The sequence below is a fragment of the Streptomyces sp. NPDC041968 genome (genome assembly GCF_055589025.1).
Map to the genome: position 1 here is coordinate 503,834 of NZ_JBVJCB010000002.1, position 24,794 is coordinate 528,627.

25 protein-coding genes are annotated in these 24,794 nt (G+C 72.3%); 11 read left to right on the forward strand and 14 right to left on the reverse strand.

What is annotated here, in order from left to right:
• Positions 1 to 33: 33 nt before the first annotated feature.
• Positions 34 to 1,107 (reverse strand): zinc-dependent alcohol dehydrogenase, encoded by a 1,074-nt coding sequence (locus ACZ6EG_RS07350; protein WP_391968987.1) that lies wholly within the window; start codon positions 1,105 to 1,107, stop codon positions 34 to 36.
• A gap of 126 nt (positions 1,108 to 1,233) precedes the next feature.
• Between ACZ6EG_RS07350 and ACZ6EG_RS07355 the strand changes: the two genes are divergently transcribed.
• From ACZ6EG_RS07355 to ACZ6EG_RS07375, 5 genes are read left to right on the forward strand one after another with little or no spacing between them, the layout of a single operon-like run.
• Complete coding sequence (locus ACZ6EG_RS07355) at positions 1,234 to 2,637, forward strand: ABC transporter substrate-binding protein (RefSeq protein WP_469602441.1); 1,404 nt, start codon at positions 1,234 to 1,236, stop codon at positions 2,635 to 2,637.
• 30 nt (positions 2,638 to 2,667) lie between these two features.
• The gene (locus ACZ6EG_RS07360) at positions 2,668 to 3,687 is read left to right on the forward strand and encodes a carbohydrate ABC transporter permease (RefSeq protein WP_391968989.1); all 1,020 of its coding nucleotides are present in this window, start codon (positions 2,668 to 2,670) and stop codon (positions 3,685 to 3,687) included.
• Entirely contained in the window at positions 3,684 to 4,568 is an 885-nt protein-coding gene (locus ACZ6EG_RS07365; protein WP_361015285.1) for a carbohydrate ABC transporter permease, read from the forward strand. The genes ACZ6EG_RS07360 and ACZ6EG_RS07365 overlap by 4 nt, the downstream gene beginning before the upstream one ends.
• A gap of 18 nt (positions 4,569 to 4,586) precedes the next feature.
• Entirely contained in the window at positions 4,587 to 5,786 is a 1,200-nt protein-coding gene (locus ACZ6EG_RS07370) for an ROK family transcriptional regulator (protein ID WP_391969114.1), read from the forward strand.
• A 41-nt stretch (positions 5,787 to 5,827) separates the two neighbouring features.
• Positions 5,828 to 6,745: a Gfo/Idh/MocA family protein gene (locus tag ACZ6EG_RS07375; RefSeq protein WP_469602445.1), complete on the forward strand. Its 918-nt coding sequence runs from the start codon at positions 5,828 to 5,830 to the stop codon at positions 6,743 to 6,745.
• Positions 6,746 to 6,826: 81 nt separating this feature from the next.
• On the opposite strand, the gene ACZ6EG_RS07380 is transcribed toward ACZ6EG_RS07375, so the two are convergent.
• Entirely contained in the window at positions 6,827 to 7,294 is a 468-nt protein-coding gene (locus ACZ6EG_RS07380; RefSeq protein ID WP_391968991.1) for a GtrA family protein, read from the reverse strand.
• Between the two features lie 199 nt (positions 7,295 to 7,493).
• Between ACZ6EG_RS07380 and ACZ6EG_RS07385 the strand changes: the two genes are divergently transcribed.
• Together ACZ6EG_RS07385 and ACZ6EG_RS07390 are read left to right on the forward strand one after the other, a co-directional pair.
• On the forward strand, positions 7,494 to 8,078 hold the full coding sequence (locus ACZ6EG_RS07385) for a tellurite resistance TerB family protein (RefSeq protein WP_469602664.1): 585 nt from the start codon (positions 7,494 to 7,496) through the stop codon (positions 8,076 to 8,078).
• Between the two features lie 75 nt (positions 8,079 to 8,153).
• Positions 8,154 to 9,056, forward strand: coding sequence for an aminoglycoside phosphotransferase family protein (locus tag ACZ6EG_RS07390; RefSeq protein WP_469602448.1), 903 nt, complete (start codon positions 8,154 to 8,156; stop codon positions 9,054 to 9,056).
• Positions 9,057 to 9,069: 13 nt separating this feature from the next.
• On the opposite strand, the gene ACZ6EG_RS07395 is transcribed toward ACZ6EG_RS07390, so the two are convergent.
• On the reverse strand, positions 9,070 to 10,533 hold the full coding sequence (locus tag ACZ6EG_RS07395; protein WP_469602451.1) for an alpha/beta hydrolase: 1,464 nt from the start codon (positions 10,531 to 10,533) through the stop codon (positions 9,070 to 9,072).
• A 274-nt stretch (positions 10,534 to 10,807) separates the two neighbouring features.
• On the opposite strand from ACZ6EG_RS07395, the gene ACZ6EG_RS07400 reads away from it, so the two are divergent.
• Positions 10,808 to 12,025, forward strand: a complete 1,218-nt coding sequence (locus ACZ6EG_RS07400; protein WP_469602454.1) for an alginate lyase family protein — start codon at positions 10,808 to 10,810, stop codon at positions 12,023 to 12,025.
• Positions 12,026 to 12,048: 23 nt separating this feature from the next.
• Here the strand turns inward: ACZ6EG_RS07400 and paaE are convergent, their stop codons facing one another.
• The 5 genes from paaE to paaA are packed head-to-tail and all read right to left on the reverse strand — an operon-like array spanning position 12,049 to position 15,759.
• Positions 12,049 to 13,155 carry a 1,2-phenylacetyl-CoA epoxidase subunit PaaE gene (gene paaE / locus ACZ6EG_RS07405; RefSeq protein WP_469602457.1) on the reverse strand — a complete coding sequence of 369 codons (1,107 nt, stop codon included), beginning with the start codon at positions 13,153 to 13,155 and terminating at the stop codon, positions 12,049 to 12,051.
• Positions 13,155 to 13,661 (reverse strand): 1,2-phenylacetyl-CoA epoxidase subunit PaaD, encoded by a 507-nt coding sequence (paaD, locus tag ACZ6EG_RS07410; RefSeq protein ID WP_361015297.1) that lies wholly within the window; start codon positions 13,659 to 13,661, stop codon positions 13,155 to 13,157. Before paaD ends, paaE begins: the two co-directional genes overlap by 1 nt.
• The gene (gene paaC, locus ACZ6EG_RS07415) at positions 13,655 to 14,482 is read right to left on the reverse strand and encodes a 1,2-phenylacetyl-CoA epoxidase subunit PaaC (protein WP_469602460.1); all 828 of its coding nucleotides are present in this window, start codon (positions 14,480 to 14,482) and stop codon (positions 13,655 to 13,657) included. Before paaC ends, paaD begins: the two co-directional genes overlap by 7 nt.
• A gap of 9 nt (positions 14,483 to 14,491) precedes the next feature.
• Positions 14,492 to 14,785: a 1,2-phenylacetyl-CoA epoxidase subunit PaaB gene (gene paaB / locus ACZ6EG_RS07420; protein WP_356609716.1), complete on the reverse strand. Its 294-nt coding sequence runs from the start codon at positions 14,783 to 14,785 to the stop codon at positions 14,492 to 14,494.
• Positions 14,782 to 15,759: a 1,2-phenylacetyl-CoA epoxidase subunit PaaA gene (gene paaA, locus ACZ6EG_RS07425; RefSeq protein ID WP_356609714.1), complete on the reverse strand. Its 978-nt coding sequence runs from the start codon at positions 15,757 to 15,759 to the stop codon at positions 14,782 to 14,784. The genes paaB and paaA overlap by 4 nt, the downstream gene beginning before the upstream one ends.
• A gap of 214 nt (positions 15,760 to 15,973) precedes the next feature.
• On the opposite strand from paaA, the gene paaI reads away from it, so the two are divergent.
• From paaI to ACZ6EG_RS07440, 3 genes are all read left to right on the forward strand, one after another.
• Positions 15,974 to 16,387, forward strand: a complete 414-nt coding sequence (gene paaI / locus ACZ6EG_RS07430; RefSeq protein ID WP_469602667.1) for a hydroxyphenylacetyl-CoA thioesterase PaaI — start codon at positions 15,974 to 15,976, stop codon at positions 16,385 to 16,387.
• Positions 16,384 to 17,730, forward strand: coding sequence for a phenylacetate--CoA ligase PaaK (paaK, locus tag ACZ6EG_RS07435; RefSeq protein ID WP_391968997.1), 1,347 nt, complete (start codon positions 16,384 to 16,386; stop codon positions 17,728 to 17,730). The genes paaI and paaK overlap by 4 nt, the downstream gene beginning before the upstream one ends.
• Positions 17,731 to 17,857: 127 nt before the next feature.
• Positions 17,858 to 19,156, forward strand: a complete 1,299-nt coding sequence (locus ACZ6EG_RS07440; RefSeq protein WP_469602464.1) for a flavin-containing monooxygenase — start codon at positions 17,858 to 17,860, stop codon at positions 19,154 to 19,156.
• Positions 19,157 to 19,256: 100 nt separating this feature from the next.
• Here the strand turns inward: ACZ6EG_RS07440 and ACZ6EG_RS07445 are convergent, their stop codons facing one another.
• The 6 genes from ACZ6EG_RS07445 to ACZ6EG_RS07470 form a co-directional block, all read right to left on the reverse strand.
• Positions 19,257 to 20,384 (reverse strand): tryptophan dimethylallyltransferase family protein, encoded by a 1,128-nt coding sequence (locus ACZ6EG_RS07445; protein WP_391968999.1) that lies wholly within the window; start codon positions 20,382 to 20,384, stop codon positions 19,257 to 19,259.
• Between the two features lie 207 nt (positions 20,385 to 20,591).
• The gene (locus ACZ6EG_RS07450) at positions 20,592 to 21,941 is read right to left on the reverse strand and encodes a cytochrome P450 (RefSeq protein WP_469602467.1); all 1,350 of its coding nucleotides are present in this window, start codon (positions 21,939 to 21,941) and stop codon (positions 20,592 to 20,594) included.
• A gap of 15 nt (positions 21,942 to 21,956) precedes the next feature.
• Complete coding sequence (locus ACZ6EG_RS07455) at positions 21,957 to 22,550, reverse strand: GTP-binding protein (protein ID WP_356609704.1); 594 nt, start codon at positions 22,548 to 22,550, stop codon at positions 21,957 to 21,959.
• Positions 22,525 to 22,902: a DUF742 domain-containing protein gene (locus ACZ6EG_RS07460; protein ID WP_391969001.1), complete on the reverse strand. Its 378-nt coding sequence runs from the start codon at positions 22,900 to 22,902 to the stop codon at positions 22,525 to 22,527. Before ACZ6EG_RS07460 ends, ACZ6EG_RS07455 begins: the two co-directional genes overlap by 26 nt.
• The gene (locus tag ACZ6EG_RS07465; protein ID WP_053126708.1) at positions 22,899 to 23,300 is read right to left on the reverse strand and encodes a roadblock/LC7 domain-containing protein; all 402 of its coding nucleotides are present in this window, start codon (positions 23,298 to 23,300) and stop codon (positions 22,899 to 22,901) included. The genes ACZ6EG_RS07460 and ACZ6EG_RS07465 overlap by 4 nt, the downstream gene beginning before the upstream one ends.
• A complete protein-coding gene (locus ACZ6EG_RS07470) occupies positions 23,297 to 24,469 on the reverse strand; it encodes a sensor histidine kinase (protein WP_391969002.1) in 1,173 nt (390 codons plus the stop codon). Before ACZ6EG_RS07470 ends, ACZ6EG_RS07465 begins: the two co-directional genes overlap by 4 nt.
• Between the last annotated feature and the right edge of the window lie 325 nt (positions 24,470 to 24,794).

Genomic DNA, 24,794 nt, shown 5'->3' on the forward strand with positions numbered 1-24,794 from the left:
CCGGTCCCGGGGACCCGGTCCCCGGGGTCGGGCTCAGAACTCCAGGACGACCTGAAGCGCCTCGGCGGGCCGCTCGTCCAGCAGTACGTAGGCGTCGGCGGCGTCGGCGACGGGGACCACGTGGCTCACCAGCGCGTCGACGTCCACCTGGCCCTCGGCGACCAGGCGCAGGAAGGTCCGCTGGAGCCGCTCGACCGTCCAGCGGTTCGACAGCTGCGGGGGTACGCCGCCGATCTGGGAGCAGATCAGCTGGACCCGGTTGTGGTGGAACTCGTCGCCGAGGCGCAGGCCGATGCCGTCGCCCTGGTAGAAGCCGGAGGCCACCACCCGCCCGCCGGCGGCGACCGAGCGCAGCGCCTCGTGCAGGGCCGGGTAGGCGCCGCTGATCTCGATGGCGAGGTCGGCGCCGAGCCCGCCGGTGGCCTCGCGGACGCGTTCGGCGACCGCGTCGGTGCGGGCGTTGAGCGTGTCGTGGGCGCCGAAGTGCCGTGCGGTCTCCAGCCGGCCGTCGAGGGCGTCCACCGCGGTGACGCGGGCGCCGCTGAGCTGTGCCAGCCGGGTCGTGAGCAGGCCGATGACGCCCTGGCCGAAGACGGCGACGTCCTCGCCGAGGTGGATGTCCCCGGCCAGCACGGCGTTGTACGCGATGGCGCCGACCCGGGCGAAGGCCCCGGCCAGCGGCTCCAGCCCGGACGGCAGGGTGTGGCCGATCATCCGCTCGGCGGGGACGATGCCCTCGCTGCGGTGCCCCCAGATGCCCCAGACCAGGTCGCCGGCGACCGGCATCCCCGCGGTGCCGACCAGCTCCGGGGAGACCTCGACGACCTCGCCGACCTCGGAGTAGCCCCAGCCGGCCACCGGGTACTCGATGCCGGGCGCGCCGTCGCGGAAGAGCCGTGCCTCGGGGTCCCAGGTACGGGTCAGGTACGGGTTGGTGCCGCGGTAGGCGGTGAGTTCGGTTCCGGCCGAGATGCCCGAGTAGCGGGTGCGCACCCGCAGGTGGCCGGGCGGCAGGTCGGCCCGGACGTGCTCGGCCACCTCCACCTGTCGGGGGCCGGTGAACTGGACGACGCGCTCCGGGGAGGACGCGGGCGACACGGATGACACGGGTGGCTCCGGAAGGGTTGCTGAGTGCGGTTGCGTCGACAATATCCGCAACTTATGTCTTGTCAACAAGCAAAAGTGATGCTGTGATGCGTGACGAGCAGACGTAAGCCGGAACGAGGACACTCAATGCGCATCAGGACCCTGCGGTCGAGGACGACCGCGGTCGGCGTCACGGCAGCCCTGGGGGTCGGGCTGCTCTCGGGCTGCGCGGGCAGCACCGGGCCCGGCAAGCCGGACCGTGAGATCACGGTCTGGACCCAGGAGAACCTCCCCGACCGCGTCGCCGCGACGCAGAAGGTCGTGGACGCGTTCGAGAAGAAGACCGGGATCGAGGTCCATCTCGTCGGGGTCGACGAGGGGCAGATGCCCCAGCTGATCATGTCGGCCGCGGCCTCGGGCACGCTGCCCGACGTCATCGGCGCGGCCCCCATGGGCCAGGTGTGGCAGATGTACAGCAACGGGCTGCTGAACACCGACATTCCCCGGCAGATCGTCGGCGAGCTGGGCCGGGACACCTTCAACGCCAACGCGCTGGAGCTGACCTCCGACGGCTCCACCAGCCTGGGGGTGCCCTCCGACGCGTGGCTCCAGCTGCTGGTCTACCGCAAGGACGAGTTCGGGAAGAAGGCGCTGGCCGCTCCCGACACGTACGCGAAGACGCTGGCCGCCGCCGAGGCGCTGACCACCAAGGGCCACGACGGCATCTCGGCGGCCACCGACCCGAGCGACGTCTTCACCTCGCAGAGCTTCGAGAGCGTCGCCCTCGCCAACGACTGCCAACTCGTGGACGAGGGGCACGAGGTGGCCCTCGACTCACCGCGGTGCGAGACCGCCTTCCGCACGTACGACCGCCTGGCCCGGGAGTACGGCGCGCCGGGCACCCAGACCGTGGACTCCACCCGCGCCACCTACTTCGCCGGGCAGTCCTCCATGGTCATCTGGTCCTCCTTCCTGCTGGACGAACTCGCCGGCCTGCGCAAGGACGCCCTGCCCAGCTGCCCCCAGTGCGCGAAGGACCCGCAGTACCTGTCGGACCACAGCGGCATCGTCACCGCGATGCGGGGCCCCGACGCGAAGGACGCGGCGCAGTTCGGCGAGATCACGTCCTGGGTCACCACCAAGACGGCCGAGACCGCCGCCTCCCGCGAGTTCATCGAGTACATGATGGGCACCGGCTACGAGTCCTGGTTCGGCATGGCACCCGAGGGCAAGATCCCGGTCCGCAAGGGCACCGCCGCCGATCCCGACCGCTACCTCGACGCCTGGCGCTCCAGCGACATCGGGGTCGACACCCGCAAGCCCCTCGACGAGGTCTTCCCCGAGAGCCTCCTCGACCAGCTCGCCGACGGCGTCAGCAACATGCGCCGCTGGGGCATCACCCAGGGCGAGGGCGCCCTGGTCGGCGCCACCAACGGCGAGCTGCCCGTGCCGAAGGCCGTCGGCGCCATGACCAGCGGCCAGAGCTCGCCGTCCGAGGCGGCACGCGAGGCCGACGAAGAGGTCGCCGCCCTGAAGAAGTCCCTGCAGTAGCCGCCCGCCTGCACGTCACTAAGGTCCCTCATGACAACAGCCCCAGCCGGCGCGCCGCAGCGCCGGGACACCGACCCCCGGTCCACGGACCGGTCCGCCTCCCCGGGCCGCCGTCCGCTGACCGCCAGCCGGCGCGCCAACCGCGCGGGCCTCGCGTTCGTCTCCCCCACCTTCGTCGTGGTCCTCGTGGTGGTCGTCCTGCCCATCGCGTGGACCGTGCTGCTCGCCTTCCAGAAGGCCAAGCTCGTCGACATCCAGGACATGGGCCTGTTCGGCAACTGGTCCCTGGACAACTTCGCGCAGGTCTTCGACTCGGCCGGCTTCTGGTCCAGCCTGTGGACCACGCTGCTGTACACGGCGGGCTCCACGCTCGGCTCCGTCGCCCTCGGCCTGGTCGCGGCGCTGGCGCTGCGCAGGCCCTTCAAGGGGCGCGGCCTGCTGCGCGCGGCGATGCTGCTGCCGTACGTCGCGCCCGTCGTGGCCGTGGCCTTCGTGTGGGAGGTCGCGCTCAGTCCGCAGTACGGCGTGGTCAACGACTGGGGCCGGCGCCTGTTCGGCTGGGACGACCCCGTCGCCTTCCTGTCGACGCGTGAGTACGAGGTCCACCTGCTGGGCCTGCACTTCGACATCCCGCTGGCCCTGCTGACGGTCATCGTCTTCGAGTGCTGGCGGTACTTCCCCTTCGCCTTCCTCTTCATCCTGGCGCGGCTCCAGGCGGTCCCGGACACCCTGGAGGAGGCCGCGCTGGTCGACGGCGCGACCCTGACCCAGCGGTTCCGGCACGTCCTGCTGCCCCAGTTGATGCCGGTGATCGCGCTGCTGTGCGTGCTGCGGTTCATCATGACCTTCAACAAGTTCGACGACGTGTACCTGCTCACCGGGGGCGGCGCGGGCACCGACGTCGCCGCCGTGCGCGTCTACGACTTCCTGACCGCGCGCTACGACGTGGGAGCCGCGGCCGCCCAGGCACTCACCCTGGCCGTCGTGCTGATGATCCTACTCGGCCTCTACTTCAAGTTCTTCGGCAACAAGGTCCAGGAGGAAGCGTGACGCGCAAGGCGGCCCTGAGCCGGGCCCAGTTCGAGGAGCGGTTCTTCGGCGTGCTGCGCTGGTTCGTCATCGCGTTCCTCGCAGTGATCACCGTGATCCCCTTCTACTACATGGTGCTGCTGTCGCTGAAGCCCATCGACGCGCTCCTGCTCGACCCGGGCTCCCTGTGGATCTCGGCCAAGGACTTCACCTTCTCCACCTACCAGGACGTGCTCCGCTCGACCGACGCGGGCGGCCAGGGCTTCCTGAAGTTCCTGCTCAACTCCGCGCTGGTCTCCCTCGGCACGGTGGTGCTGACCCTGGTGGCCGCCGTACCCGGCGCGTACGCCGTCAGCCGGCTGAAGTTCTTCGGCCACCGGCAGGTCAGCGCGCTCTTCCTGGCCGTGTACATGTTCCCGGCGACGCTGCTGGCCGTGCCCCTCTTCGTCATCTTCGCGAAGATCGGTCTCTCCTCCAGCCTGGTCGGTCTGGCCATCGTCTACGTGGCCCAGACGGTGCCGGTGTCGATCTACATGCTGAAGAACTACCTGGTCACCATCCCGGCCTCCATCGAGGAGGCGGCGGCGCTCGACGGAGCCTCCCGGCTGCAGACCGTGCGCAAGGTGATCCTGCCGCTGGCGCTGCCCTCCCTGATGGCGACCGGCCTGTACGTGTTCATGATCGCCTGGAACGAGTTCCTCTTCGCTCTGCTCTTCCTGGCCGCCGACCCCGACAAGTGGACGGTCTCCCTGGGCCTCGCGCAGCTCTCCAATGGCATCGAGGTGCCGAAGACCGTCCTGATGGCCGGTTCCGTGGTGCTGACGATCCCCGTGGTACTTCTGTTCTTCGCCGCCGAACGGCTCCTCACCGAGGGTCTGACCAGCGGTGCCGACAAGAGTTGAGCCGTGGGGGACTCCATGATGACGTCAGGTCAGGCCAGCGCGGGCGCGCTGCTGCAACTGATCCGCAGCGGGCGCGCCAACACCCGCGCCGACCTCCAGCACGCCACCGGACTCTCCAGGTCGACGGTCGGGCAGCGTCTCGACCTGCTCAACCGCGCCGGGTGGCTGCGGCACAGCACGGGTGAGTCCACCGGTGGGCGCCCGTCCCACCGGATCGCCTTCGACCCGACCCACGCCTCGGTCGTCGCCTTCGACCTGGAGACCCGGCACGCCCGCGCCGCCGTCGTCGACCTGTCGGGCGCCATCCTGGCCGAGCACACCGGCCCGATGGACGTCAGCGCGGGACCCGAGCACGTACTGGACGGGCTGGCCGAGTGGTTCCCGGACCTGATCGCGGCGGCCGGGGTCCCGGCGTCCCACGTGGCGGGCATCGGACTGTCCGTGCCCGGCCCCGTCGACTGGGAGTCGGGGCGGGTGATCGAGCCGCCCATCATGCCGGGCTGGGACCGCTACCCCATCCGGGAGCGGCTCCAGAAGGCGTACGCGGCACGGATGGGGCTGGGGCCGCAGACCGACGCCGTCCCGGTGCTCGTGGACAACGACGCGAACCTCATGGCGCTGGCGGAGCACCAGGCCAACCACCGCGACTGCTCGTCCTTCGTCCTGCTGAAGGTCTCCACCGGCATCGGGGCGGGCGTCGTCATCGGCGACAGCCTCTACCGGGGCATCGACGGCGGCGCCGGCGACATCGGGCACATCCGGCTGCACGACCGGTCCGACGCGCTGTGCATGTGCGGTTCCCACGGCTGCCTCGCGGCCGTGGCCAGTGGACGGGCGATCGCCAAGGAGCTGTCCGCGCTGGGCCTGGACACCGCCTCGGGACGGGACGTCCGGCGCCTGCTCAACGAGGGCCACCCCGACGCCGTCCGACTGGCCCGGGAGGCCGGACGGCGGGTGGGCGAGGTCCTGGTCACCGTCGTGACCCTGCTGAACCCCGGTGTGCTCATGATCGCCGGTGAGCTGTCCGGCGTGCCCTTCCTCACCGGGGTCCGCGAGTTGGTCTACCAGCGCGCGATGCCCCGGGCCACGGCCAACCTCCAGGTGGTCACCTCGCGACTCGGCGACCACGCCGGGCTCATCGGGGCCGCCGCCATGGTCGTGGAACACCTCTACTCCCCCGCGGGCGCCGACGCCCGGCTCGAACGCCTCGCGCCGTGACGACGCCGACGTCCCCGCGAGTACGCACCGAGTCCCACCCGATGACGCACCAGGACAGGAACACCGTGACCGCTGCCCCCGCCCCTTGGACCGACCGGCCCGTCGAGGTCGGGCTCGTGGGGGCCGGCCCCTGGGCCCGGGCCATGCACGCCCGGGTGCTGGCCGCCGGACCCGAGACCCGGCTCACCGCGGTCTGGGCCCGCCGCACGGAGGCCGCCCGCGAGACGGCCGCCCCCTACGCCGCCCATGTCGCCGCCGGGTTCGAGGAACTGCTGGACCACTGCGAGGCCGTGGCCTTCGCCGTGCCGCCCGCCGTCCAGGCCGAGCTGGCGCCGCTGGCGGCGAAGCGGGGCAAGGCGCTGCTGCTGGAGAAGCCGCTCGGCCCCGACCTGTCCGCGGCCCGCCGGGTGGCCGACGCGGTCACCGAGGCCGGTGTGGTCTCCCAACTCGTGCTGACCAAGCGCTTCCACCCCTCCACCCGGGCCTTCCTGGCGGCGGCGCGCACCTTCGATGCGGCCGGCGCCCGCTCCTGCTACCTCCACGGCGCCTTCCTGGGCGGGGACTTCGCCACCGGCTGGCGCCTCGAACACGGAGCCCTGCTGGACCTCGGACCACACCTGCTCGACCTGCTGGACGCCTCGGTGGGCCCCATCACCGGCATCCGCGCCACCGGCGACCCGCGCCGTTGGGTGGAGCTGACCTGCGAGCACGAGAACGGAGCCGTCAGCCAGGCCTCCCTGTCGGGCTCCGTGGCCGTCCCGCGCGCGCTCACCCGGGTCGAACTCTTCGGCCCGGAGCACCCGCTGGTCTACGACACGGCCGGCATCGACCACGAGGAGTGCTGGCCCGTCCTGCGCCACGACTTCGCGATGGCCGTCCGCACCGGCACGCCCACGGCGGTCGACGCACGGCGCGGCCTGTACCTGCAGGGCCTGATCGACCGGGCGACCCGCGGCTGAGGGACGGCCGGGCGTGGTCGGGCCGGCGCGGGTCCGCCCGGCGGCGAGGTCGCCGGGCGGTGCACCGGCACGCCCCGGGACTCAGCGCTCCGTTCGGGCCGGGGTCCGGAAGACGGCGAGCCGCAGGACGACGAAGCGCACCACCGTGACGGCGACCGAGGCGGCCGTGAGGACCGCGGTCTCGGCGGCGGGTGAGGCACCGGGTTCGGCGTGCGTGAACCACAGGACGGCGCCGGACGTGGCGATGCAGCCGAGCAGGAACAGCCCGCCGGCTCCCAGGTGGGCGCGGACCGGGCCGGCGGCGGCGTGCCGGAACGTCAGGCGCCGGTTGGCCTCGGTGTTGAGCACCGTGAGGACCAGCAGGGAGACCAGGTTGGCGGCGACCGGGGGCCACCACAGACGCAGCACCCAGTACAGAAGCGCCTGCCCGGCCGTCGACGCGACACCGATCGCGACGAACCAACCGACCTCCCGGGACCACACCCCGGCGCGCCGGACGCCCGGAGCACCGTTCGACTCGGCGGGCGACGACTCCTTCAGCCGAGCCACACGTCCCGCCCCCGCCCAGCTCACCGACCGTCCATCCTGGTCCCGCAGCCTACTACGCCGCCACCGTGAGACACTTTGCCCCGCCTTTGCCTTCCGGGAACCCTGTGGCTTCCGGAGGCGTTCAAACTGGTGGCCGCGAGAGCACGGCGGCCGGGATCAAGTCGGATACGCAGCAGCAACAGAAGCCGAGGTGGCACGAGTGGCGATGTGGGACAAGATCAAGGACCAGGCCAAGACCTTCCAGCAGTCCCAGGGCACTCGGGGAGCGAGCGGGCCCGGGCACGGACCGCAGGGGCACCAGGGGCAGCAGGTGCCCGGCCGGTCGGGCTCGTCCTCCGGCGGCTCCAAGGCCCAGTTGATCGGGCTGTTCAAGACCCAGCTGGCCTCGGTCAAGACCGAGCTCAAGAGCGGCGCCTACCGGGACGCCAGCATGGCCATGTGCGCGCTGGTCGCCGCGGCCGACGGTCAGGTGGAGCCGGCCGAGCGGCAGCGCGTGGAAGAGCTGATCGTCTCCAACGAGGTGTTGCAGAACTTCCCCGCGGACCAGCTCCGCCAGCGGTTCAACCAGCACGTGGACCGGCTCGTCGCCAACTTCGAGCTGGGCAAGAGCGAGGCGCTGCAGGTCATCGCCAAGGCCGCCAAGAAGCCCGCGGAGGCCCGCGCGGTCATCCAGACCGGCATGGTCATCGCCGGCGCCGACGGGGTCTTCGAGCCGTCCGAGCAGTACGCGATCCGCGAGGCCTGCACGGCCCTGGGCGTGTCCCCCTCGGAGTTCGGCGTCTGAGCCCGGACGGCCTCGCCGTCCGTCGGACGGGAAAGCGTTTGACGGCCGTCGGCGTCGGGGGATCGGATGGCGCCCATGACCTCTGGGCAGCCCCGTCCTGGTTCGCTCCTCGTGGACGGCCGTCTCGTACGGCGCCTGCTCGCACGGCAGTTCCCGCGATGGTCGGACCTGCCGATCGAGCGCTTCCCGTCGGGCGGCACGGTCAACGCGATGTACCGGCTGGGCCACGACATGGTCGTGCGGATGCCGCTGATCGAGGGCGGTGCCGGGGACGTGGCGGCGGAGCGGGAGTGGCTGCCCCGGCTGTCGCCCCTGCTGCCCGCCACGGTTCCCGAGGTGCTCGGAGTGGGTGAGCCCGGCGAGGGGTACCCGTGGCCGTGGTCCGTGTACCGCTGGCTGCCCGGTGAGCTCCCCGAGGCCGGAGCGCTCACCGACCCCGCCCTGCTGGCCGGGGATCTGGCCGCCTTCGTACGGGCGATGCGGGCCGTCACCCTGCCGGGCGCGCCCGGCGCCCATCGCGGCGGCCCGCTCGCCACGCTCGACGAGGCGACCCGGGCCGCGATCGAGGAACTGCGGGGCCTCCCGGAGGAGGGCGTCGACCGCGACGCCCTGATCGCCGTGTGGGAGGACGCGCTGCGGGCCCCGGAGTGGGCCGGACCGCCGGTCTGGCTGCACGCCGACCTGATGCCGGGCAATCTGCTGGTGACCGGCGGCAGGCTGTCCTCGGTGATCGACTTCGGCTGCATGGGCGTGGGCGACCCGGCCTGCGACCTCTTCCCGGCCTGGAACCTGCTGCCGGCCGGGGCCCGCGAGGTCTTCCGCGAGTCCCTCGGCGTGGACGAGGCGACCTGGCGGCGCGGCCGGGCCCGGACCCTCTCCCAGGCCGTCACCGCCCTCCCGTACTACCGGGACACCAACCCCGCGATGGCCGGCAACGCCCGCCACGTCGTGCGGGAGGTGCTCGCGGAGACATCCTGAGCGGGGGCACTTCCTAGGGCGCGATCCCCACCCCGTCGATCCTGCTCCAGGCCCGTTCCCGCGCCGCGGTCATGGCGGGCCAGCGCAGGCCCCCCGGCCGTGGGCGTACGCGCGAGGCGTACGGCGCGGGGCGGTAGTGGGGGTCGTAGAAGCAACCGCCGCCGTAGGCCGCGTCGAAGGCGCCGCAGGCCCCCGCGATCGAACGCGGGGTCGGCTTGCGGCCGGAGCGGACCCAGGCGTCCAGAGCGGAGAGGGAGGTGGCGTACTCGGCGTCGCTCAGAGCGCTGTGCTCGCTCTCCCTCGTGAACGTCTGGACGAGGTTCCCGCCGCGGCCGGCGCCGCGGAGCGTGGCCCGGTACGCCGCCTCGTGCTCCACGAAGGCCGTCGGGTCGTCGATGGCGTGCAGGGTCAGGACGGGGAGGGAGACCCGACCGGTGAGGTCGCTGTCGTAGGAGAGGTCACGCCGCGCGGTGGGGTCGGCCGAGAAGCGCTCCACACCCGCGTTGAGCGCCTTGTCGTCGTGGGAACCCGCGTAGCGGACGCCCCGGTTGCCGAAGGGGTTGCGGCCGTCCAGCCGTTTCGCGACGATGTCGCGGAACGTGAAGGTCGCGAACCGCAGATGCGACTCCAGCGTGTGCTCCGGAACGCGGGTGACGGCGAGGATGTCGTCCAGGTTGCGCTGCTGCGACGCGGTCCGGTCCGCGGGGGCGGAGGCGAAGCCCGTGCACTCCTGGAGGCGGGCGCGGAGTCCGGCCGTCGTCATGGTGGAGTCCGGCCGCAGTCCCTGCCACAGCGCGTACTGGGGTTCGGTCGGGCGCGGGTGGTTGCGGCAGTAGTACTGGTAGACGACCCGCAGGTCGACCCGGTGGTCGTAGCCGCGCGAACCGCCGCCCAGGACCCCGTTGGTCAGCAGGACTCCGTCGTAGGCACCGTGCCGTCCTCCGTAGGTCTCCGCGGCCTTGGCGGCGACGTTGCCGCCCCACGACTGCCCGTGGAGGTAGGTCCGTTGCGGCCGGCCGAAGCGCTCGGCGAACAGCCGGCGCACGTTCTCCGTGTCGGCGGCGGCCATCCGGGCGCCGTAGCCGCCGCGCCGGTAGGCGGAGCCCGCCCACGCGTACCCCTGGTCCACCATCACGGCCCAGCGCTCCAGGTCCTCGGTGGAACGGGACGGGTCGGGGGTGTCACCGAGGTCGGGCCCGCCGTGGGCGTGCACGACGAGGGAACCGTTCCACCGGGTCGGCACGGCCATCGTGTAGGGGGCACCGTGGGCGTCCTGGCCGGTGAAGCACCGCGCCTTCCCGGCCAGGACGGGCGGGCAGGCGGCGGCCCCCGGCGGCCCGGCGGGCCGTGCGGAAGTGGCGGACACGGTACCGGGCGCGCCGAGGAGCACGGCCGCGAGCGCGGCCACGACCACGGCCGGGCGGCGTCGGCGCGACCGGGGCCGGACGGCGGGCGAGGGAGCGTCGAAGGGGGACAAGGTGCGGCTCCTGGGGGTGCTGCGTGCGCTGCGCGGAGTGCGCCGCGAGCGGGGATGCTAGGAACCGGCCGGAGCCGGGGCCACCCCTTCGATCATTGCGTTCATAGTGTTCCCCGCCGTTCCTCGTCGGCCGGGCGGGCACCGAACGCGACGCCGTGATGGGCCCGGTGCGCGGACCCTTGACGCCCCATTGGTCTCTACCTATCGTCACCGAGCAGTCGAGCGTTCAGAACACAACTCAACGTTCACATAGACGAACGGATGGACCCCCCACATGTCCTCTGCTTCCCGACCTCGCCACCGCAGATCCCGCGCCGTCCTCCTCGCCAGCCTCACCACCGCGATGGTCGGCACCCTCCTCGCGGGCCCCGGAGCGACCGCTCCCCGGGCCGAGGCCGCGCCCGCCGCGTTCACCCACCCGGGTGTCACCGTCTCCCGGAACCAACTCGACTTCGCCCGCGCCAAGGTCGCCGTCGGCGCCCAGCCCTGGAAGGGTGCCTTCGACCGGATGACGGCGAGCAGGTACGCCGACCCGCACCGCGTCCCCAAGCCGCGGGCGGTGGTGGAGTGCGGCTCCTACTCGAACCCGAACAACGGCTGCACCGACGAGCGCGAGGACGCGATCGCGGCCTACACCAACGCCCTGGCCTGGTACATGACCCGTGAGGAGCGGTACGCGCGCAAGGCCATCGAGCTGATGGACGCCTGGTCCGCCGTGATCAGGGACCACACCAACAGCAACGCGCCCCTGCAGACCGGGTGGGCCGGCTCCTCCTGGCCCAAGGCGGCGGAGATCATCAAGCACGCGTACCCGGGCTCATGGGCCGGCTCCGGCCGCTTCGCCACCATGCTCCGGGACGTCTACCTGCCCGAGGTCGTCAACGGCTCGAACTCCAACGGCAACTGGGAACTCACGATGATGGAGGCGGCCGTCGGGATCTCCGTCTTCCTGGAGGACAAGGCCTCCTACGACAAGGCGATGGCCAGGTTCCGCACCCGTACGGCCGCCTACGTGTACCTGGCCTCCGACGGGGCTTTGCCGAAGACGGTGCCGAGCCAGAACCTCGACACCCGGGACAAGATCGTCAAGTACTGGCAGGGCCAGACCACCTTCGTCACCGGCCTCACCCAGGAGACCTGCCGGGACTTCACCCACACCGGATACGGCATCTCCTCCATCTCGCACATCGCCGAGACCAGCCGCATCCAGGGGCAGGACCTGTACGGCACCGACGTGGGCGAGCGGCTGCGGCACGCCCTCGGCTTCCAGGCGACGTACGAACAGGGGGCGGCCGTGCCCGACTGGCTGTGCGGGGGCTCGGTCCACCTCGGCCTCGGGCCGGTCACCGAGGTCGGCTACAACGCCCTGCACCACCGCCTCGGCTTCGCCATGACCAACACCCAGGCGCTGACCGAGCGCACCCGCCCGTCCGGCACGAACAACCTCTTCGTCGCCTGGGAGACCCTGACCCACGGCGACAACCCGGCCTGAGCCCGCCACCGGGGTGACGCCCCTCAGCAGTCGTAGTCCACGGCCAGCTTCTCGGAGACGGGGTACGACTGGCAGGTCAGGACGTAGCCGGCGTCGACCTCGGCCGCTTCGAGGGCGAAGTTGCGGCGCATGTCCGCACGGCCGTCCGTGACCAGGGCCCGGCAGGTGCCGCAGACGCCGCCCTTGCAGGCGAAGGGAAGGTCGGGCCTGGTCTGCTGGGCCCCGTCCAGGATGGTCCGCTCCCGGGACAGGGAGGAGGTCGTGGAGCGGCCGTCCAGGGTGATGACGACCTCGCTGACGGGCCCCTGCGGGCCGGCCTCCTCGTGGCGCACCTCCCGCACGGGCTCGTCCTCGGCGAAGAACAGCTCGCGGTGGACGCGTTCCGCCGGGACGCCGAGGCCGGCCAGGACCTGCTGGGCGTCGGCGACCATGCCCTGCGGACCGCACAGCCACCAGTGGTCCGCACGCTCCACGTCCACCAGCGAGTCCACGAGCGCCGCGAGCCGATCGGCGTCCAGGCGGCCGGAGAGCACCTCGGCCTCGCGGGGTTCACGGGAGAGCACGTGGGCGAGCTGGAAGCGGGCCGGGTGGAGGTCCTTCAGGTCGGCCAGTTCGTCGGCGAACATCACCGTGTCGGTGCGGCGGTTGCCGTAGAACAGCGTGACGGCCGAGCGGTCGTCGGCGGCCAGCACCGACTCGGCGATGGACACCATGGGCGTGATGCCCGAGCCGGCCGCGATCAGCACATGGTGACCCGGCGTGGTCAGGTCGGGCGTGAAGAAGCCGGTGGGGGCCATCACCTCGACCGTGTCGCCCGGACGCACCCCGTTCACCAGCCACGACGAGAACAGGCCACCCGGCACGACGCGGACACCGATCCGCGGGAGCGAACCGGCCGGTGCGCAGATGGAATACGAGCGGCGCTCGTCCCGGCCGTCGATCTCGCGCCGCAGGGTGAGCGACTGACCGGGCGAGAAGGCGAACTCCCCGGCCAGCTCGTCCGGGATCTCGAAGCTCACGGCCGCCGCGTCGGCGCACAGCCGCTCGACGGCGGCGACCCGCAGACGGTGGAAGGCCGGGCGGCGGCGGATGCGCGCCGGCGGCGCCGAGGCGGGGGCGGTCGGGGCCATCAGATCTCCTTGACGTACTCGAACGGCTCACGGCAGGCACGGCAGCGCCACAGCGCCTTGCAGGACGTGGCGGCGAACCGGGACGTCTCCTCGGTGTCCGCCGAGCCGCACCGGGGGCAGGGCACCACGGGCCGGGTGGGCGAGAGCACCAGGGGGACCGGGCCGCGAGGTGCGGCGCCGGGTGGGGCGATGCCGTGTGCGGTCAGTTTGCGGCGGCCGGACTCGGTGATCCAGTCACTGGTCCAGGGCGGGTCGAGGACCGTACGGATCTCCACGCGCGCGTACCCCGCCTCCCGCAGCCGCGCGGCGACGTCCGCCCGCATCTCGGCCATGGCCGGGCATCCGGAGTAGGTCGGGGTCAGGCTCGCCACCACGGTGCCGTCGCCGGTCACCTCGACGGCGCGCAGCACGCCGAGGTCGGCCAGGGTCAGCATGGGCAGCTCCGGGTCGGGGACCCGCTCGGCGACGCGCCGGGCCCGGCGGGCGTCCAGGGGAGCGGTCACCATGTCGCCTCCGGGTGGGCGCGGGCGACGCCCTGCAACTCGGCGAGGAGCGGCGCGAGGTGTTCGGTGTGCTCACCGGCGCGGCCCGATCCGGGCAGCGGCCGGTACACCGGCATGGGCAGTCCGGCCGCCTCGGTGACCTGGCGCAGCACGTCGGCGACCTCGTCCCGGGCGTCGTACGCCGTGTGCAGCTCGCCGAGGTACGGGGCGACCCGCTCCAACGCCTCGCGCATCCTGCGGTGCGACTCGTCCGTGCCGTCGCCGAGGCGCACGGCCCACTCGGCCGCGTACTGCCGGTGGTACGTCAGTTCCTTGACGCCCTTGGCCGCGACCGCCGCGAGAACCGGGTCGGGGTGGGACGCCAGCCGCTGGAAGTGGGCGAGGCGCCAGCTGGAGAGGACCAGCAGCCGCACGACGGCGAAGGCGAAGTCCCCGCCGGGCAGTTCGGCCAGGGTGACGTTGCGGAAGTCGGTGGCGTCCCGGAAGTAGGCGTAGGCGTCCTCGCCCCGGCCGGTGCCGTCGACCTGGCCCGCCCGCGAGTAGAGCAGGCGGGCCTGGCCGAGGAGGTCGAGGCCGATGTTGGCCAGCGCCACCTCCTCCTCCAGCTCCGGTGCCCGGGTGACCCACTCGGCGAGCCGCTGCGCCGAGACCAGGGCGTCGTCGGCGAGCGCCACGCACTGAGCGGCCAGTTCGCCCGCGTCGACGCCCTCGGGCACGGTGGTGTCGACGCCGTGCAGCGGGTCCTCGAAGCCGGTGCCGTAGGCCCAGCGGGTGTCGTCCTCGTGCCCCTCGGCCAGGCTCAGGTAGACGTGGTCGTCACTCATGCCCTGCTCCTAGATGTGGGGGACGTCTTCGGGGATGTCGTAGAAGGTCGGATGGCGGTAGACCTTGTCCGCGCTGGGGGCGAAGAAGGGGTCCTTCTCGTCGCGGGTGGAGGCGGCGATGTGCTCGGAGCGCACGACCCAGATGCTCACGCCCTCGTTGCGCCGGGTGTACAGGTCGCGGGCGTGGGTGAGAGCCATCGCGTCGTCGGCGGCGTGCAGCGAGCCGACGTGGACGTGGTTGAGGCCCCGCTTGCCGCGCACGAACACCTCGTAGAGCGGCCAGCCCTGCTTGTCGGAGGTCATGCCGCCGTTCCCTTCCGCGCGCGGGCGGCCTGCTTGGCGGCGTGGGCGGTGGCCGCCTCGCGCACCCAGGCGCCCTCCTCGTGGGCGGTCCGCCGCCGCTCCATCCGCTGCTCGTTGCACGGGCCGTCGCCCTTGATGACGCGCATCAGCTCGTCCCAGTCCGGGGTGCCGAAGTCGTGGTGCCCGGTCTCCTCGTTCCAGCGCAGCTCCGGGTCGGGCAGGGTGACGCCGAGCTTCTCGGCCTGCGGGACGGTCATGTCGACGAAGCGGCGGCGCAGCTCGTCGTTGCTGTGCCGCTTGATCTTCCAGGCCATGGACCGCGCCGAGTTGGGCGAGGCGTCGTCGGGCGGGCCGAACATCATCAGGGAGGGCCACCACCAGCGGTTCACGGCGTCCTGGACCATGTCGCGCTGGGCGTCGGTGCCGCGCATCATCGTCATCAGCAGCTCGTAGCCCTGTCGCTGGTGGAAGGACTCCTCCTTGCAGATGCGCACCATCGCGCGCGCGTAGGGCCCGTAGGAGCTGCGGCACAGCGGCACCTGGTTGCAGATCGCCGCGCCGTCCACGAACCAGCCGATCACGCCGACGTCCGCGAAGCTCAGCGTCGGGTAGTTGAAGATGGACGAGTACTTCTGGCGCCCCTCGATCAGCCGCTCGGTGAGGTCGTCGCGGTCCGCGCCGAGGGTCTCGGCCGCCGAGTAGAGGTAGAGCCCGTGGCCGGCCTCGTCCTGGACCTTGGCGAACAGGATCGCCTTGCGGCGCAGGGACGGCGCCCGCGTGATCCACTCGCCCTCCGGCTGCATGCCGATGATCTCCGAGTGCGCGTGCTGGGCGATCTGCCGGATCAGCGTCTTCCGGTAGCCGTCCGGCATCCAGTCGCGCGGCTCGACGCGCTGGTCGTGCGCGATCGTCGCGTCGAAGTGCTCCTGCAGCCCCGGCGGGGGCGGCGCCTCGGCGGCGTGTGTCGTGGTCATCGTCACCAGCTTCCCAACCGACCATTCGTTCGGTATCAGTGTGACGCCTTTCCGGGCGCCGGGCAAGACCCCCGCGCACCTGGCGCGCGCACCCTTGACAGCGCCGCCCCGTGCCTGGATTACTGGGCCGTGCGAGGAGCTGACCGAATGGTCGGTCGGGAAACGAGGTGGTGGGAAGGTGTCTCGGACCACTGAGCCGGCGCCCACGGAGACCATGCTCGCCGCGGACGAGGCGTCCCGGGGGCTGGGCATCGAACTGGTCGAGCACGGCGCGGGCACCGCCGTGCTCCGCATGACCGTGACCCCGGCGATGGTGAACGGACACGGGATCGCCCACGGCGGCTACCTGTTCCTGCTGGCCGACACGGCCTTCGCGTGCGCGTGCAACAGCCACGGCCCGGTGACCGTGGCGGCGGGCGCCGACATCGTGTTCGTCGCGCCGGCCCGCGAGGGCGACGTGCTCGTGGCGCGCGCCGAGGAACGGGCCCGGTTCGGCCGCAGCGGCGTGTACGACGTGAGCGGACGGCGCGACGGCGAAGTGATCGCGGAGTTCCGCGGACGCAGCCGCAGCGTCCGGGACGGCACGGCGCGCGAGACGCCGGACACGACGACGAAGGAGTCGCGATGAGCAGCGAGCCGACGACCGGAGCGGCTCCGGCACCCCGCCGGGGCGAGCCCCTCCCCCGCCACCTGCTGGACGACGCCGAGCGCCTGTCCCGGGAGCAGCTCCAGGAGCTCCAGCTCGACCGGCTGCGCACGACGCTGCGGCACGCGTACGAGAACGTGGAGCTGTACCGGAAGAAGTTCGACGCCGCCGGGGTGAAGCCCGACGACTGCCGCAGCCTGGCGGACCTGTCCCGGTTCCCCTTCACCACCAAGGCCGACCTGCGGGACACCTACCCCTTCGGCATGTTCGCCGTCCCGATGGCCGACGTGCGGCGCGTCCACGCCTCCAGCGGCACCACCGGCCGCCCCACCGTCGTCGGGTACACCGACCGCGACCTGTCCATGTGGGCGGACGTCGTCGCCCGCTCCCTGCGCGCGGCGGGCGCCCGGCCCGGCCACAAGGTGCACGTCTCCTACGGCTACGGCCTGTTCACCGGAGGCCTCGGCGCCCACTACGGCGCCGAACGCGCCGGGTGCACCGTGATCCCGGCCTCCGGCGGCATGACGGCGCGGCAGGTGCAGATCATCCAGGACTTCCGGCCCGAGATCATCATGGTCACCCCGTCCTACATGCTCACCCTGCTCGACGAGTTCGAGCGGCAGGGCGTCGACCCGCGCTCCACCTCCCTGGAGGTCGGCGTCTTCGGCGCCGAGCCGTGGACCGAGGAGATGCGCCGGGAGATCGAGCAGCGCACGGGCATCCACGCCGTGGACATATACGGCCTCTCGGAGGTGATCGGCCCGGGCGTGGCGCAGGAGTGCGTGGAGACCAAGGACGGGCTGCACGTGTGGGAGGACCACTTCTACCCGGAGGTGGTCGACCCGCTCACGGACGCCGTGCTGGGCGAGGGCGAGGAGGGCGAGGTCGTCTTCACCTCCCTCACCAAGGAGGCGCTGCCGGTCGTCCGCTACCGCACGCGCGACCTGTCCCGGCTGCTGCCGGGCACCGCCCGGCCCGCCTTCCGCCGGATGCAGAAGGTGACCGGCCGCTGCGACGACATGATCATCCTGCGCGGGGTCAACGTCTTCCCCACCCAGATCGAGGAGATCGTGCTGCGCACGCCCGGCGTCTCCCCGCATTTCCAGATCCTGCTCACCGCGCAGGGCCGCATGGACCACATGGTGGTGCGGGTCGAGGCCCGCCCCGACGCGGGGCCGGAGCGCCGGGAGGCCGCCGCCAGGGCGATCGGCCAGGGCGTCAAGGACGGTGTGGGAGTCACGGTCGAGGTGGAGATCGTCGAGCCGGAGACGCTGGAGCGCTCCCTCGGCAAGCTCCGCCGGGTCAGGGACCTGCGCGGTACCTGAGCGCCGCACGGGGCGAAACGTGAGCACGGACACGTCCGTTCGCCCCTCGTGCTGGTGTGCGCGGTGACACGGGTGGGCAGGGAATGCGTGATCGGGGGAGGTCGAGTACGTCCTGGGGGGGAAATCCGTGCGTGTGTGCGTGATCGGTGCAGGGCTGTCCGGACTGGCGGTGGCCCACGCCCTCAGGGAGCGCGGCATCGGCTTCGTCTGCCTGGAGAAGGCGCCCGACGTCGGCGGGATCTGGCGCGGGCCGGGGGCCGGCGAGCGGGGCCCGGGATACCTGTCCCTGCACCTCAACACCGCCAAGCAGCTGACGGGATACACCGGCTGGCCGATGTCGGACTCCTACCCGCTCTACCCCCGGCACGACCAGGTCGCCGCCTACCTGCGGTCCTTCGCCGAGCGGTCCGGTGTGCTGGACCACGTCGAGCTGCGGACCGAGGTGGTGGCGGTGCGGCGCGAGGCGGACGGGATGTGGTCGGTCGTCAGCCGGGACGCGCACGGCGCCGTGTCGGCCCGGCGGTTCGAGCAGGTGATCGTCGCCTCGGGGCACCACACCGACCCCGCGCTGCCCGACCCGCTCCCGGCGGGCGCCGACTCCTTCACCGGGCGGATCCTGCACTCCCTCGACTACCACGACGGGGGCGACTTCGCGGGCCGGCGCGTCGTCGTGGTCGGCCTGGGCGCCTCGGCGGTGGACATCGCCGCGGACCTCTCCCGGCACGCCGCGCAGACCGTGCTGTCGGTGCGCCGGGGGCTGCACATCGTGCCCAAGCAGCTGTTCGGCATGTCGGTCGACGAGATCGCCGAAGCCCCCTGGTGGAACGAGATGTCCTTCGCCGAGCGGCGCGCGTGGGTGGAGCAGGCGCTGCTCGTCGCGCGCGGCAGACTGGCCGACTACGGCCTGCCCGAGCCGGACCATCCGGTCTTCTCCTCGGCGGTGACCCTCTCGGACGAGATCCTCAGCCGGATACGCCACGGCGCGGTCACCCCCAAGCCGGCGATCACCGCGTTCGACGGCGACCGCGTCGTCTTCACCGACGGCACCTCCACTGCCGCGGACGCGGTCGTCTACTGCACCGGCTTCCGCATGACCTTCCCGTTCCTGCCCGCCGGGTGCCCGGTGGCGGCGGACGGTTCGGTCGAGCTGTACCGGCGAGTGGTCCCCGCGGACCGGCCGGGCCTGTACTTCGTCGGGCTGGTCCGGCCCGTGGGCGCGATCACCCGGCTGGTGGAGGCCCAGGCCCAGTGGGTGGCGCGCATCATCGACGGCGCGGCCGCGCTGCCCCCGGCCGAGGAGATGCGCGAGGAGATCGGCACGTACCTCGCCGGCGTGGTCGAGCGTTACGGGCGCACCCAGGGCGCCTCCATCCAGGTCGACGTGGGCCCGTACCTGGCGGAGTTCCGGGAGTCGCTGGCCGTGTAGGGCGCTCCGCCCGGCGGCCCCGGCCGGGCGCCGGGCCGCTTCCCCGCCCGGGGCTCCCGGTGGCACGCGCCGGGAGCCCCGCGGTGGCGGGACGGTCCGCTCAGCGCGCCGCCACCGGGTGGCGGACGGCCGCGACGGCCGGCGGCCTGACCGCGTACGCCTCCGAGGAGAGGTACGCCGTCACCCGCGGCGGGCGGCCCCGCTGATGGGCCAGCGCGAGGTAGGCGACCAGCCCGACGCCGTCCTCGGGCCGCCGCCGGGTCAGGGCGGCGAAGGCCCGGGGCAGCACGTCCGCGTCCATCCCGTGGTGGCGCAACACGCTCGCGGCGCGCTCCAGCGCCTCACCGTCGTGCCGGGCGTAGTCCCTGACGGGGATGTGCAGGGTGAAGCCGCTGGGCCGTCCGGACCCGGTGTCGGTGAAGGAGTGGCAGCTCAGGCCGGGCCGTCTGCCGAGCACCGCCCGGTCCGGACCGACGCCCACCGCCGCCCGGAAGAAGTCCTCGACCGCCGCGGGTCCGGGCCCCGCCCCCGTGCGCGGCAGCAGACCCGCCTGGCGGGCCGTGAGGTTGTCGTGGCGCACGTAGACCTTCACCCGGGGGGTCTCCCAGTCCCCCAGGTCCAGGGCGAGGAACGGATGACCGCTGCCACGCGGCAGGCTGTCGTAGGCCCGCCGGTGGCCCAGTCGGCGCAGGGCCTCGCGCACCGTCGCGGCGGAACGTTCCGCCCCGTTCGCGGCCGGGTTCAGGTAGACCTTGACCTTGGGCACTCCGCCGGGCCTCAGCTCCAGGGCGCTCCACAGGGCCAGGGGGCCCTGCGGAGCGGGCGGGAGGAAGAGGTCCTCGACTGCGTCGAGCGCACCGGTGGTGAAGTCCCAGCGACGCGCCATCCCCCGGACCGTCTCGAGTCCCGCCCGCCCGCCGAGAGCCAGGCTGTCTGCGCCGCAGCCCGGCTCCAGGAGCACCCGCAGGACGGGGGCCGCGTCGGCCTGCAAGGAGAACGAGAACTCGACGGGGGTGTGGTCGTCGGACAGGAAGGACCGGGTGGGGGGCGGCAGGTGCAGCGGGCGCGCGGCCACCGGGCCCAGTGTGTCGGTCAGGACACGGGCATAGGTCTCGATGTCGGCTTCACGGAGACCGGCGACCGCGCCGAGTCTTCGCAACTGGCCGCCGGTATGGGCGCCGAGGGTCGGTGCGCCCCCCGGTTCCGCGCCGATCCGTACTGCGGTCACCGGCCGGTCCCTCGCCCGGGCCGCACAGAGAGATACCCGCCTGGGGAGGCGGGTATCGGCGGGATCGGCGGCGGCAGAGCGGCGTTCGTGGATATGTGGTCCACGACACCTCCTTCTCCTCGTGAGCAACTTGGATGCCGCGTTGCTCACTACCCGTGCCGTTCATCCTTCATGCGAAAGGGGCAGGTTGGGCGGATGTTGCGCAGGTCACCGTGTGAGCCAGTTGAGGAACTGGCTCCACATGCCTCCTCGTTCGGCCGGGCGGGCCGGGTTCGGCGCCTGTTCCCGCTCGGGTGCCGCGGCGTCCGGCTGCGCCGTGGAGCGGCGCCCGGTCCGCGCGGGCGTGAAGCGGGCGGGCAGCGTGGCCAGGGCCCGGTTGAAGGGGCCGGGCCGCCAGGTCAGGCTGTCCTCGGGGACGGCCAGTGCGACGTCGGGCAGTTCGTTGAACAGGTGCTCGATGGCGGTGACGGTGATGTGCCGGGCCGGTTCCTTGGAGGGGCAGGCGTGCGGCCCCGCGCTCCAGGCGAGGTGCGCGCGGTTGCTGCCGGCCTGGCGGGAGGCCTTGAGGGCCGGCCCGGTGTTGGCGGCGGCGAAGCTGACCAGGACCAGGTCGCCGGAGTGCAGCTGCTGCCCGGCGAGTTCGGTGTCGGCGGCCGGGTAGTGCGGCGCGTAGTTGGCCATGGGCGGGTTCTCCCACAGCGTGTCGTCGAGCGCCTCGTCGATCAGGCCGCCCTCCCGGGCGTACCGCTCGTGGGTGAGGAGCCGGTGCAGGGTGTTGCCGATGAGGTTGCGCAGCGGTTCGGCGCCCGCGCCCAGCAGCAGGGCCAGCTGGTGGACCATCTCCTCGTCGCTGAGGTCCGCCTCGTGCCGCATCAGCCAGGAGGTGACGTCGTCGCCGGGCTTGCTCCGCTTGAGCGCGACCAGCTCCCCCACCGCCTGGAACAGCACGGCGGTGGCCTTGTCGGCGTTGATCCCGTCGAACATCCCGGAGATCCCGAAGAGCACCCGGTCGCCGATGTCGGCGGGGCAGCCGAAGAGCTCGTTGAACACGAACAGCGGCAACTGCCGTGCGTAGTCGCTCAGCAGGTCGGCCGAACCCCGTCCGCCGAACTGCGAGATGAGGTAGCCGGAGATCTGCTCGGTGCTCCGGGTCAGCCGCCGGGTGTCCACCCGCGCCATGCTGTCGGTGACCGCCTGCCGCAGCCTGAGGTGGTCGGCGCCGTCGGCGAACATGCAGTTGGGCCGGTAGGCCAGCAGCGGTGCGACCGGGCTGTCCGGCCCCACCTTGCCCTCGTTGAAGGCCCGCCACCGCCGCGCGTCCTTACGGAACGTACCGGAGTCCTGGAGCAGTTGGAGGGCCGCCGAGTAGTCCGTCACCAGCGTCGCCTCGACGCCCGGGGCCAGCTCGACCGGGGCGGCGGCCCCGTAGTGGCGCAGGTACTCGTAGTAGGCCTGCGGATCGGCGGCGAACTCCGGTCCGTGCAGGGGCACTCGGGCACCGGAGCCGTGGGCGGGGCACCCGGGTGGCGGCACCGGGAAGGTGTCGTGGGGGTTCATGTCTGCTCCCAGCTCCTAGCGGGTGCGGTCCAGCAAGTAGCGGACGAGGGTGGTCAGTGCGGCTGCCGACGACTTCTCGTCGCGGGCGTCGCAGGTGACGACGGGCGTGTCGTCGAGCAGGTCCAGTGCCTCGCGCAGCGCCCGCTCGTCGCGCAGCGGTGCCCCGTCGAAGTGGTTGACCGCGATGGCGTAGTCGAGGCCGTACTGCTCGATGAGGTCGATGACGGGGAAGGAGTCGGCCAGCCGCTCGGGGTCGACCAGCACCAGGGCGCCGAGCGCGCCGCGGGCCATGTCCTCCCACATCTGGACGAAGCGCTGCTGACCGGGTGTCCCGAACAGGTAGAGCACGACGCGGTCGCTGATGGTCAGGCGCCCGAAGTCCATGGCGACCGTGGTGGTGGTCTTGCCCTGGACCCCCTTGAGGTCGTCGACCGACTCGGCGGCCTGCGTCATCGTCTCCTCGGTGGACAGCGGCTCGATCTCCGAGATGGAGCCGATGAGGGTGGTCTTGCCCACCGCGAAGTGCCCGACGACGAGGATCTTCACCGCGGTCTGGGTCGCTCCACCGCGTACGTAGTCCTGCTCATCCAAACTTGGCGCGGAGACCATTGAGCACCTCCTCCAGGATCTCCTTGTCCGCGAGGCGGGCGCGGGCCACCGGCGGGCGGGTCATGAGGTGCCCGCCTTCCATGAGGGAGGCCAGCAGGATCCGCACCACGCCCAGCGGGAAGTGGGTGTGTCCGGCGATCTCGGCGACCGAGAGGTAGCCGGCGGAGCAGAGGTCCAGCAGGCTCTGTTCCTCGGGGGACAGCCGGGGCGGCCGCTGCGGGTTCCCGGCGGCCGCGGTCACCAGGGTGATGAGGGACAGGTGCTCCTCGTCGGGCAGGCCGCGGCCCTTGGTGATGACGTACGGCCGTACTAACTCGGCGGCCTCCGGCTCCCAGCCGTCGTGGCCGGTCATGAGCGGGTGCCGAGGTTCTCGCGCGGCGGCGTCGTCAGCCGCTTGCCGAGCTGGGCGACGAGCTGCTGCATCCGGAAGGTGATGTCCGCCATGTCGACCTCCGGGGAGGCGGAGACACCGAGGTAGGCGCCCTCGCCGGCGGAGATCAGGAAGACCCAGCCGCCGTCGAACTCGACCAGGGTCTGCCGCCACGCCTGGTGCGGGTCCTCACAGAAGAAGGCGAGGGTGCGGCTGAGCGACTGCACGCCGCTCATCGCGGCCGCGACGCGGTCCGCGTCGTCCTTGTCGAAGTCCTGCGTCCGGGCCATCAGCAGTCCGTCGGCCGAAATCAGGACCGCGTGCAGGGCCCCGGGAATCTCCAGGGCGCTGTCGAGCATCCATGACAGATCGTCGTTCACGAGTCCTCATGTCCTTCTCTGCTTGCACCGGGTGTTCTGCTCGTCCGGTCCGGGTCCTCGGGCCGGGTGACGCGGCCGGTCTGCGTGCCCCGTTGGAAGGCGGCCATGATCTGGGCCTGCTCGGAGTCGGAGCGGCCGGCGGAGCGCGGGGTGGAGGCACTGCCGGGCACGATGGCCATCGGCCGCTTGCGGCGCCGCCGGGGCAGGCCGTCGCCGGTCCGGGACGGGGCGGGCGACGCCTCCGGCCCTCCGTCCGGGGCCGGGCGGGCCGCGGTGTGGCCGGCCGGGGAGGGTGCCTTCCGCTCCGGCATGGCGGTGAGCAGTTCGTGCGGAAGGAGGACCACCGCGCGCACACCTCCGTAGGGGGAGGAGGAGTCCACCGACACCTCGAAGCCGAAGCGCTCGCACAGCAGCCCGATGACCGCGAAGCCGAACTGCGGTGGGTTGCCGAGGCCCGCCACGCCCGAGGCGCGCTCGGTGGCGAGCAGCCGGTCGGCGCGGGCGCGCTCCTCGTCGCTCATGCCGACGCCGGCGTCGTCGACGACGACGCAGATGCCCTTCGGCACGGTCCGGATGTTGATCTCGACGACGGTGTCCGGGCTGGAGTAGCTGGTGGCGTTGTCGAGGAGTTCGGCGAGGGCCAGGGCGACGGGTTCGACGGCGCGGCTGGTGATGCCGAAGTCGACCTGGGAGAGGATCTCCACCCGGCGGAAGTGCCGGATGCGGCCCTGGGCGCTGCGGACCACGTCGTACACCGAGGCGGTGTCGCGCCGGCCGCCCAGCCAGCCGTCGCACAGCACCGCGATGGACTGGGCCCGACGCCCGAACTGCGAGTTGGTGTGGTCGATCTCCAGCAGGTCCTGCAGGAGGGCGGAGTCGCCGTACTTGGTCTGCAGCCGGGTCAGCACCAGCTGCTGTTCGGCGGCGAGGCCCTGCAGGGTTCGCATGGCTGACTTCAGAACGGTCTTCGTCTCGTCCTCGGCCCGTTCCTGAGCGGCCAGCACGGACTTCCCGTAGTCGTTCTCCAGCTCCGTGTAGTGGTCCTTGAGCCCCTTGATCTCCTGCCGCAGGGATCGTGCCGCCCGGCGCTGGCGCCCGATGAGCGCGGCGGCGGCGACCAGGGCGACGACAAGGACCCAGAGCAGTGGGTTCCCCAAGTATTCCGTCATAAGACTCTCTTCAGGCGACTGACGGCCGGCGTGCCGCATGTCCGTCTACGCGGGCGGTCCGGTGGACCGCCCGCACCGGGGTTGCTGCCCGGGCTGTCCCTGAAGTCGGGGATGCCGTCTTTCACCCATCCGCCCGCTCCGCAAACGCGGTGATCGTATCACCGCATGATCAGGTGAATTGACGTCAAGAACCGTTCATACAAGACCGGTTGAGACCGGAGTCGGGACACGCTACGGCGGTGGGTACAGTCGGCCCCGTGAACGATGCACAAGACACCTTCCCGCCGGGTGCGCGGCCGGCCCGGGACGGCTCGGTGTGACGCCC

What these genes read in the sequence shown, in the direction of transcription:
- ACZ6EG_RS07355 (WP_469602441.1), top strand. Translation starts at nt 1,234, where the DNA reads ATGCGCATCAGGACCCTGCGGTCGAGGACGACCGCGGTCGGCGTCACG.
- ACZ6EG_RS07360 (WP_391968989.1), top strand. Translation starts at nt 2,668, where the DNA reads ATGACAACAGCCCCAGCCGGCGCGCCGCAGCGCCGGGACACCGACCCC.
- ACZ6EG_RS07370 (WP_391969114.1), top strand. Translation starts at nt 4,587, where the DNA reads ATGACGTCAGGTCAGGCCAGCGCGGGCGCGCTGCTGCAACTGATCCGC.
- ACZ6EG_RS07375 (WP_469602445.1), top strand. Translation starts at nt 5,828, where the DNA reads ATGACGCACCAGGACAGGAACACCGTGACCGCTGCCCCCGCCCCTTGG.
- ACZ6EG_RS07390 (WP_469602448.1), top strand. Translation starts at nt 8,154, where the DNA reads ATGACCTCTGGGCAGCCCCGTCCTGGTTCGCTCCTCGTGGACGGCCGT.
- ACZ6EG_RS07400 (WP_469602454.1), top strand. Translation starts at nt 10,808, where the DNA reads ATGTCCTCTGCTTCCCGACCTCGCCACCGCAGATCCCGCGCCGTCCTC.
- paaE (WP_469602457.1), bottom strand. Translation starts at nt 13,155, where the DNA reads ATGGCCCCGACCGCCCCCGCCTCGGCGCCGCCGGCGCGCATCCGCCGC.
- paaD (WP_361015297.1), bottom strand. Translation starts at nt 13,661, where the DNA reads ATGGTGACCGCTCCCCTGGACGCCCGCCGGGCCCGGCGCGTCGCCGAG.
- paaC (WP_469602460.1), bottom strand. Translation starts at nt 14,482, where the DNA reads ATGAGTGACGACCACGTCTACCTGAGCCTGGCCGAGGGGCACGAGGAC.
- paaB (WP_356609716.1), bottom strand. Translation starts at nt 14,785, where the DNA reads ATGACCTCCGACAAGCAGGGCTGGCCGCTCTACGAGGTGTTCGTGCGC.
- paaA (WP_356609714.1), bottom strand. Translation starts at nt 15,759, where the DNA reads ATGACCACGACACACGCCGCCGAGGCGCCGCCCCCGCCGGGGCTGCAG.
- paaI (WP_469602667.1), top strand. Translation starts at nt 15,974, where the DNA reads ATGCTCGCCGCGGACGAGGCGTCCCGGGGGCTGGGCATCGAACTGGTC.
- paaK (WP_391968997.1), top strand. Translation starts at nt 16,384, where the DNA reads ATGAGCAGCGAGCCGACGACCGGAGCGGCTCCGGCACCCCGCCGGGGC.
- ACZ6EG_RS07450 (WP_469602467.1), bottom strand. Translation starts at nt 21,941, where the DNA reads ATGAACCCCCACGACACCTTCCCGGTGCCGCCACCCGGGTGCCCCGCC.
- ACZ6EG_RS07455 (WP_356609704.1), bottom strand. Translation starts at nt 22,550, where the DNA reads ATGGTCTCCGCGCCAAGTTTGGATGAGCAGGACTACGTACGCGGTGGA.
- ACZ6EG_RS07460 (WP_391969001.1), bottom strand. Translation starts at nt 22,902, where the DNA reads ATGACCGGCCACGACGGCTGGGAGCCGGAGGCCGCCGAGTTAGTACGG.
- ACZ6EG_RS07470 (WP_391969002.1), bottom strand. Translation starts at nt 24,469, where the DNA reads ATGACGGAATACTTGGGGAACCCACTGCTCTGGGTCCTTGTCGTCGCC.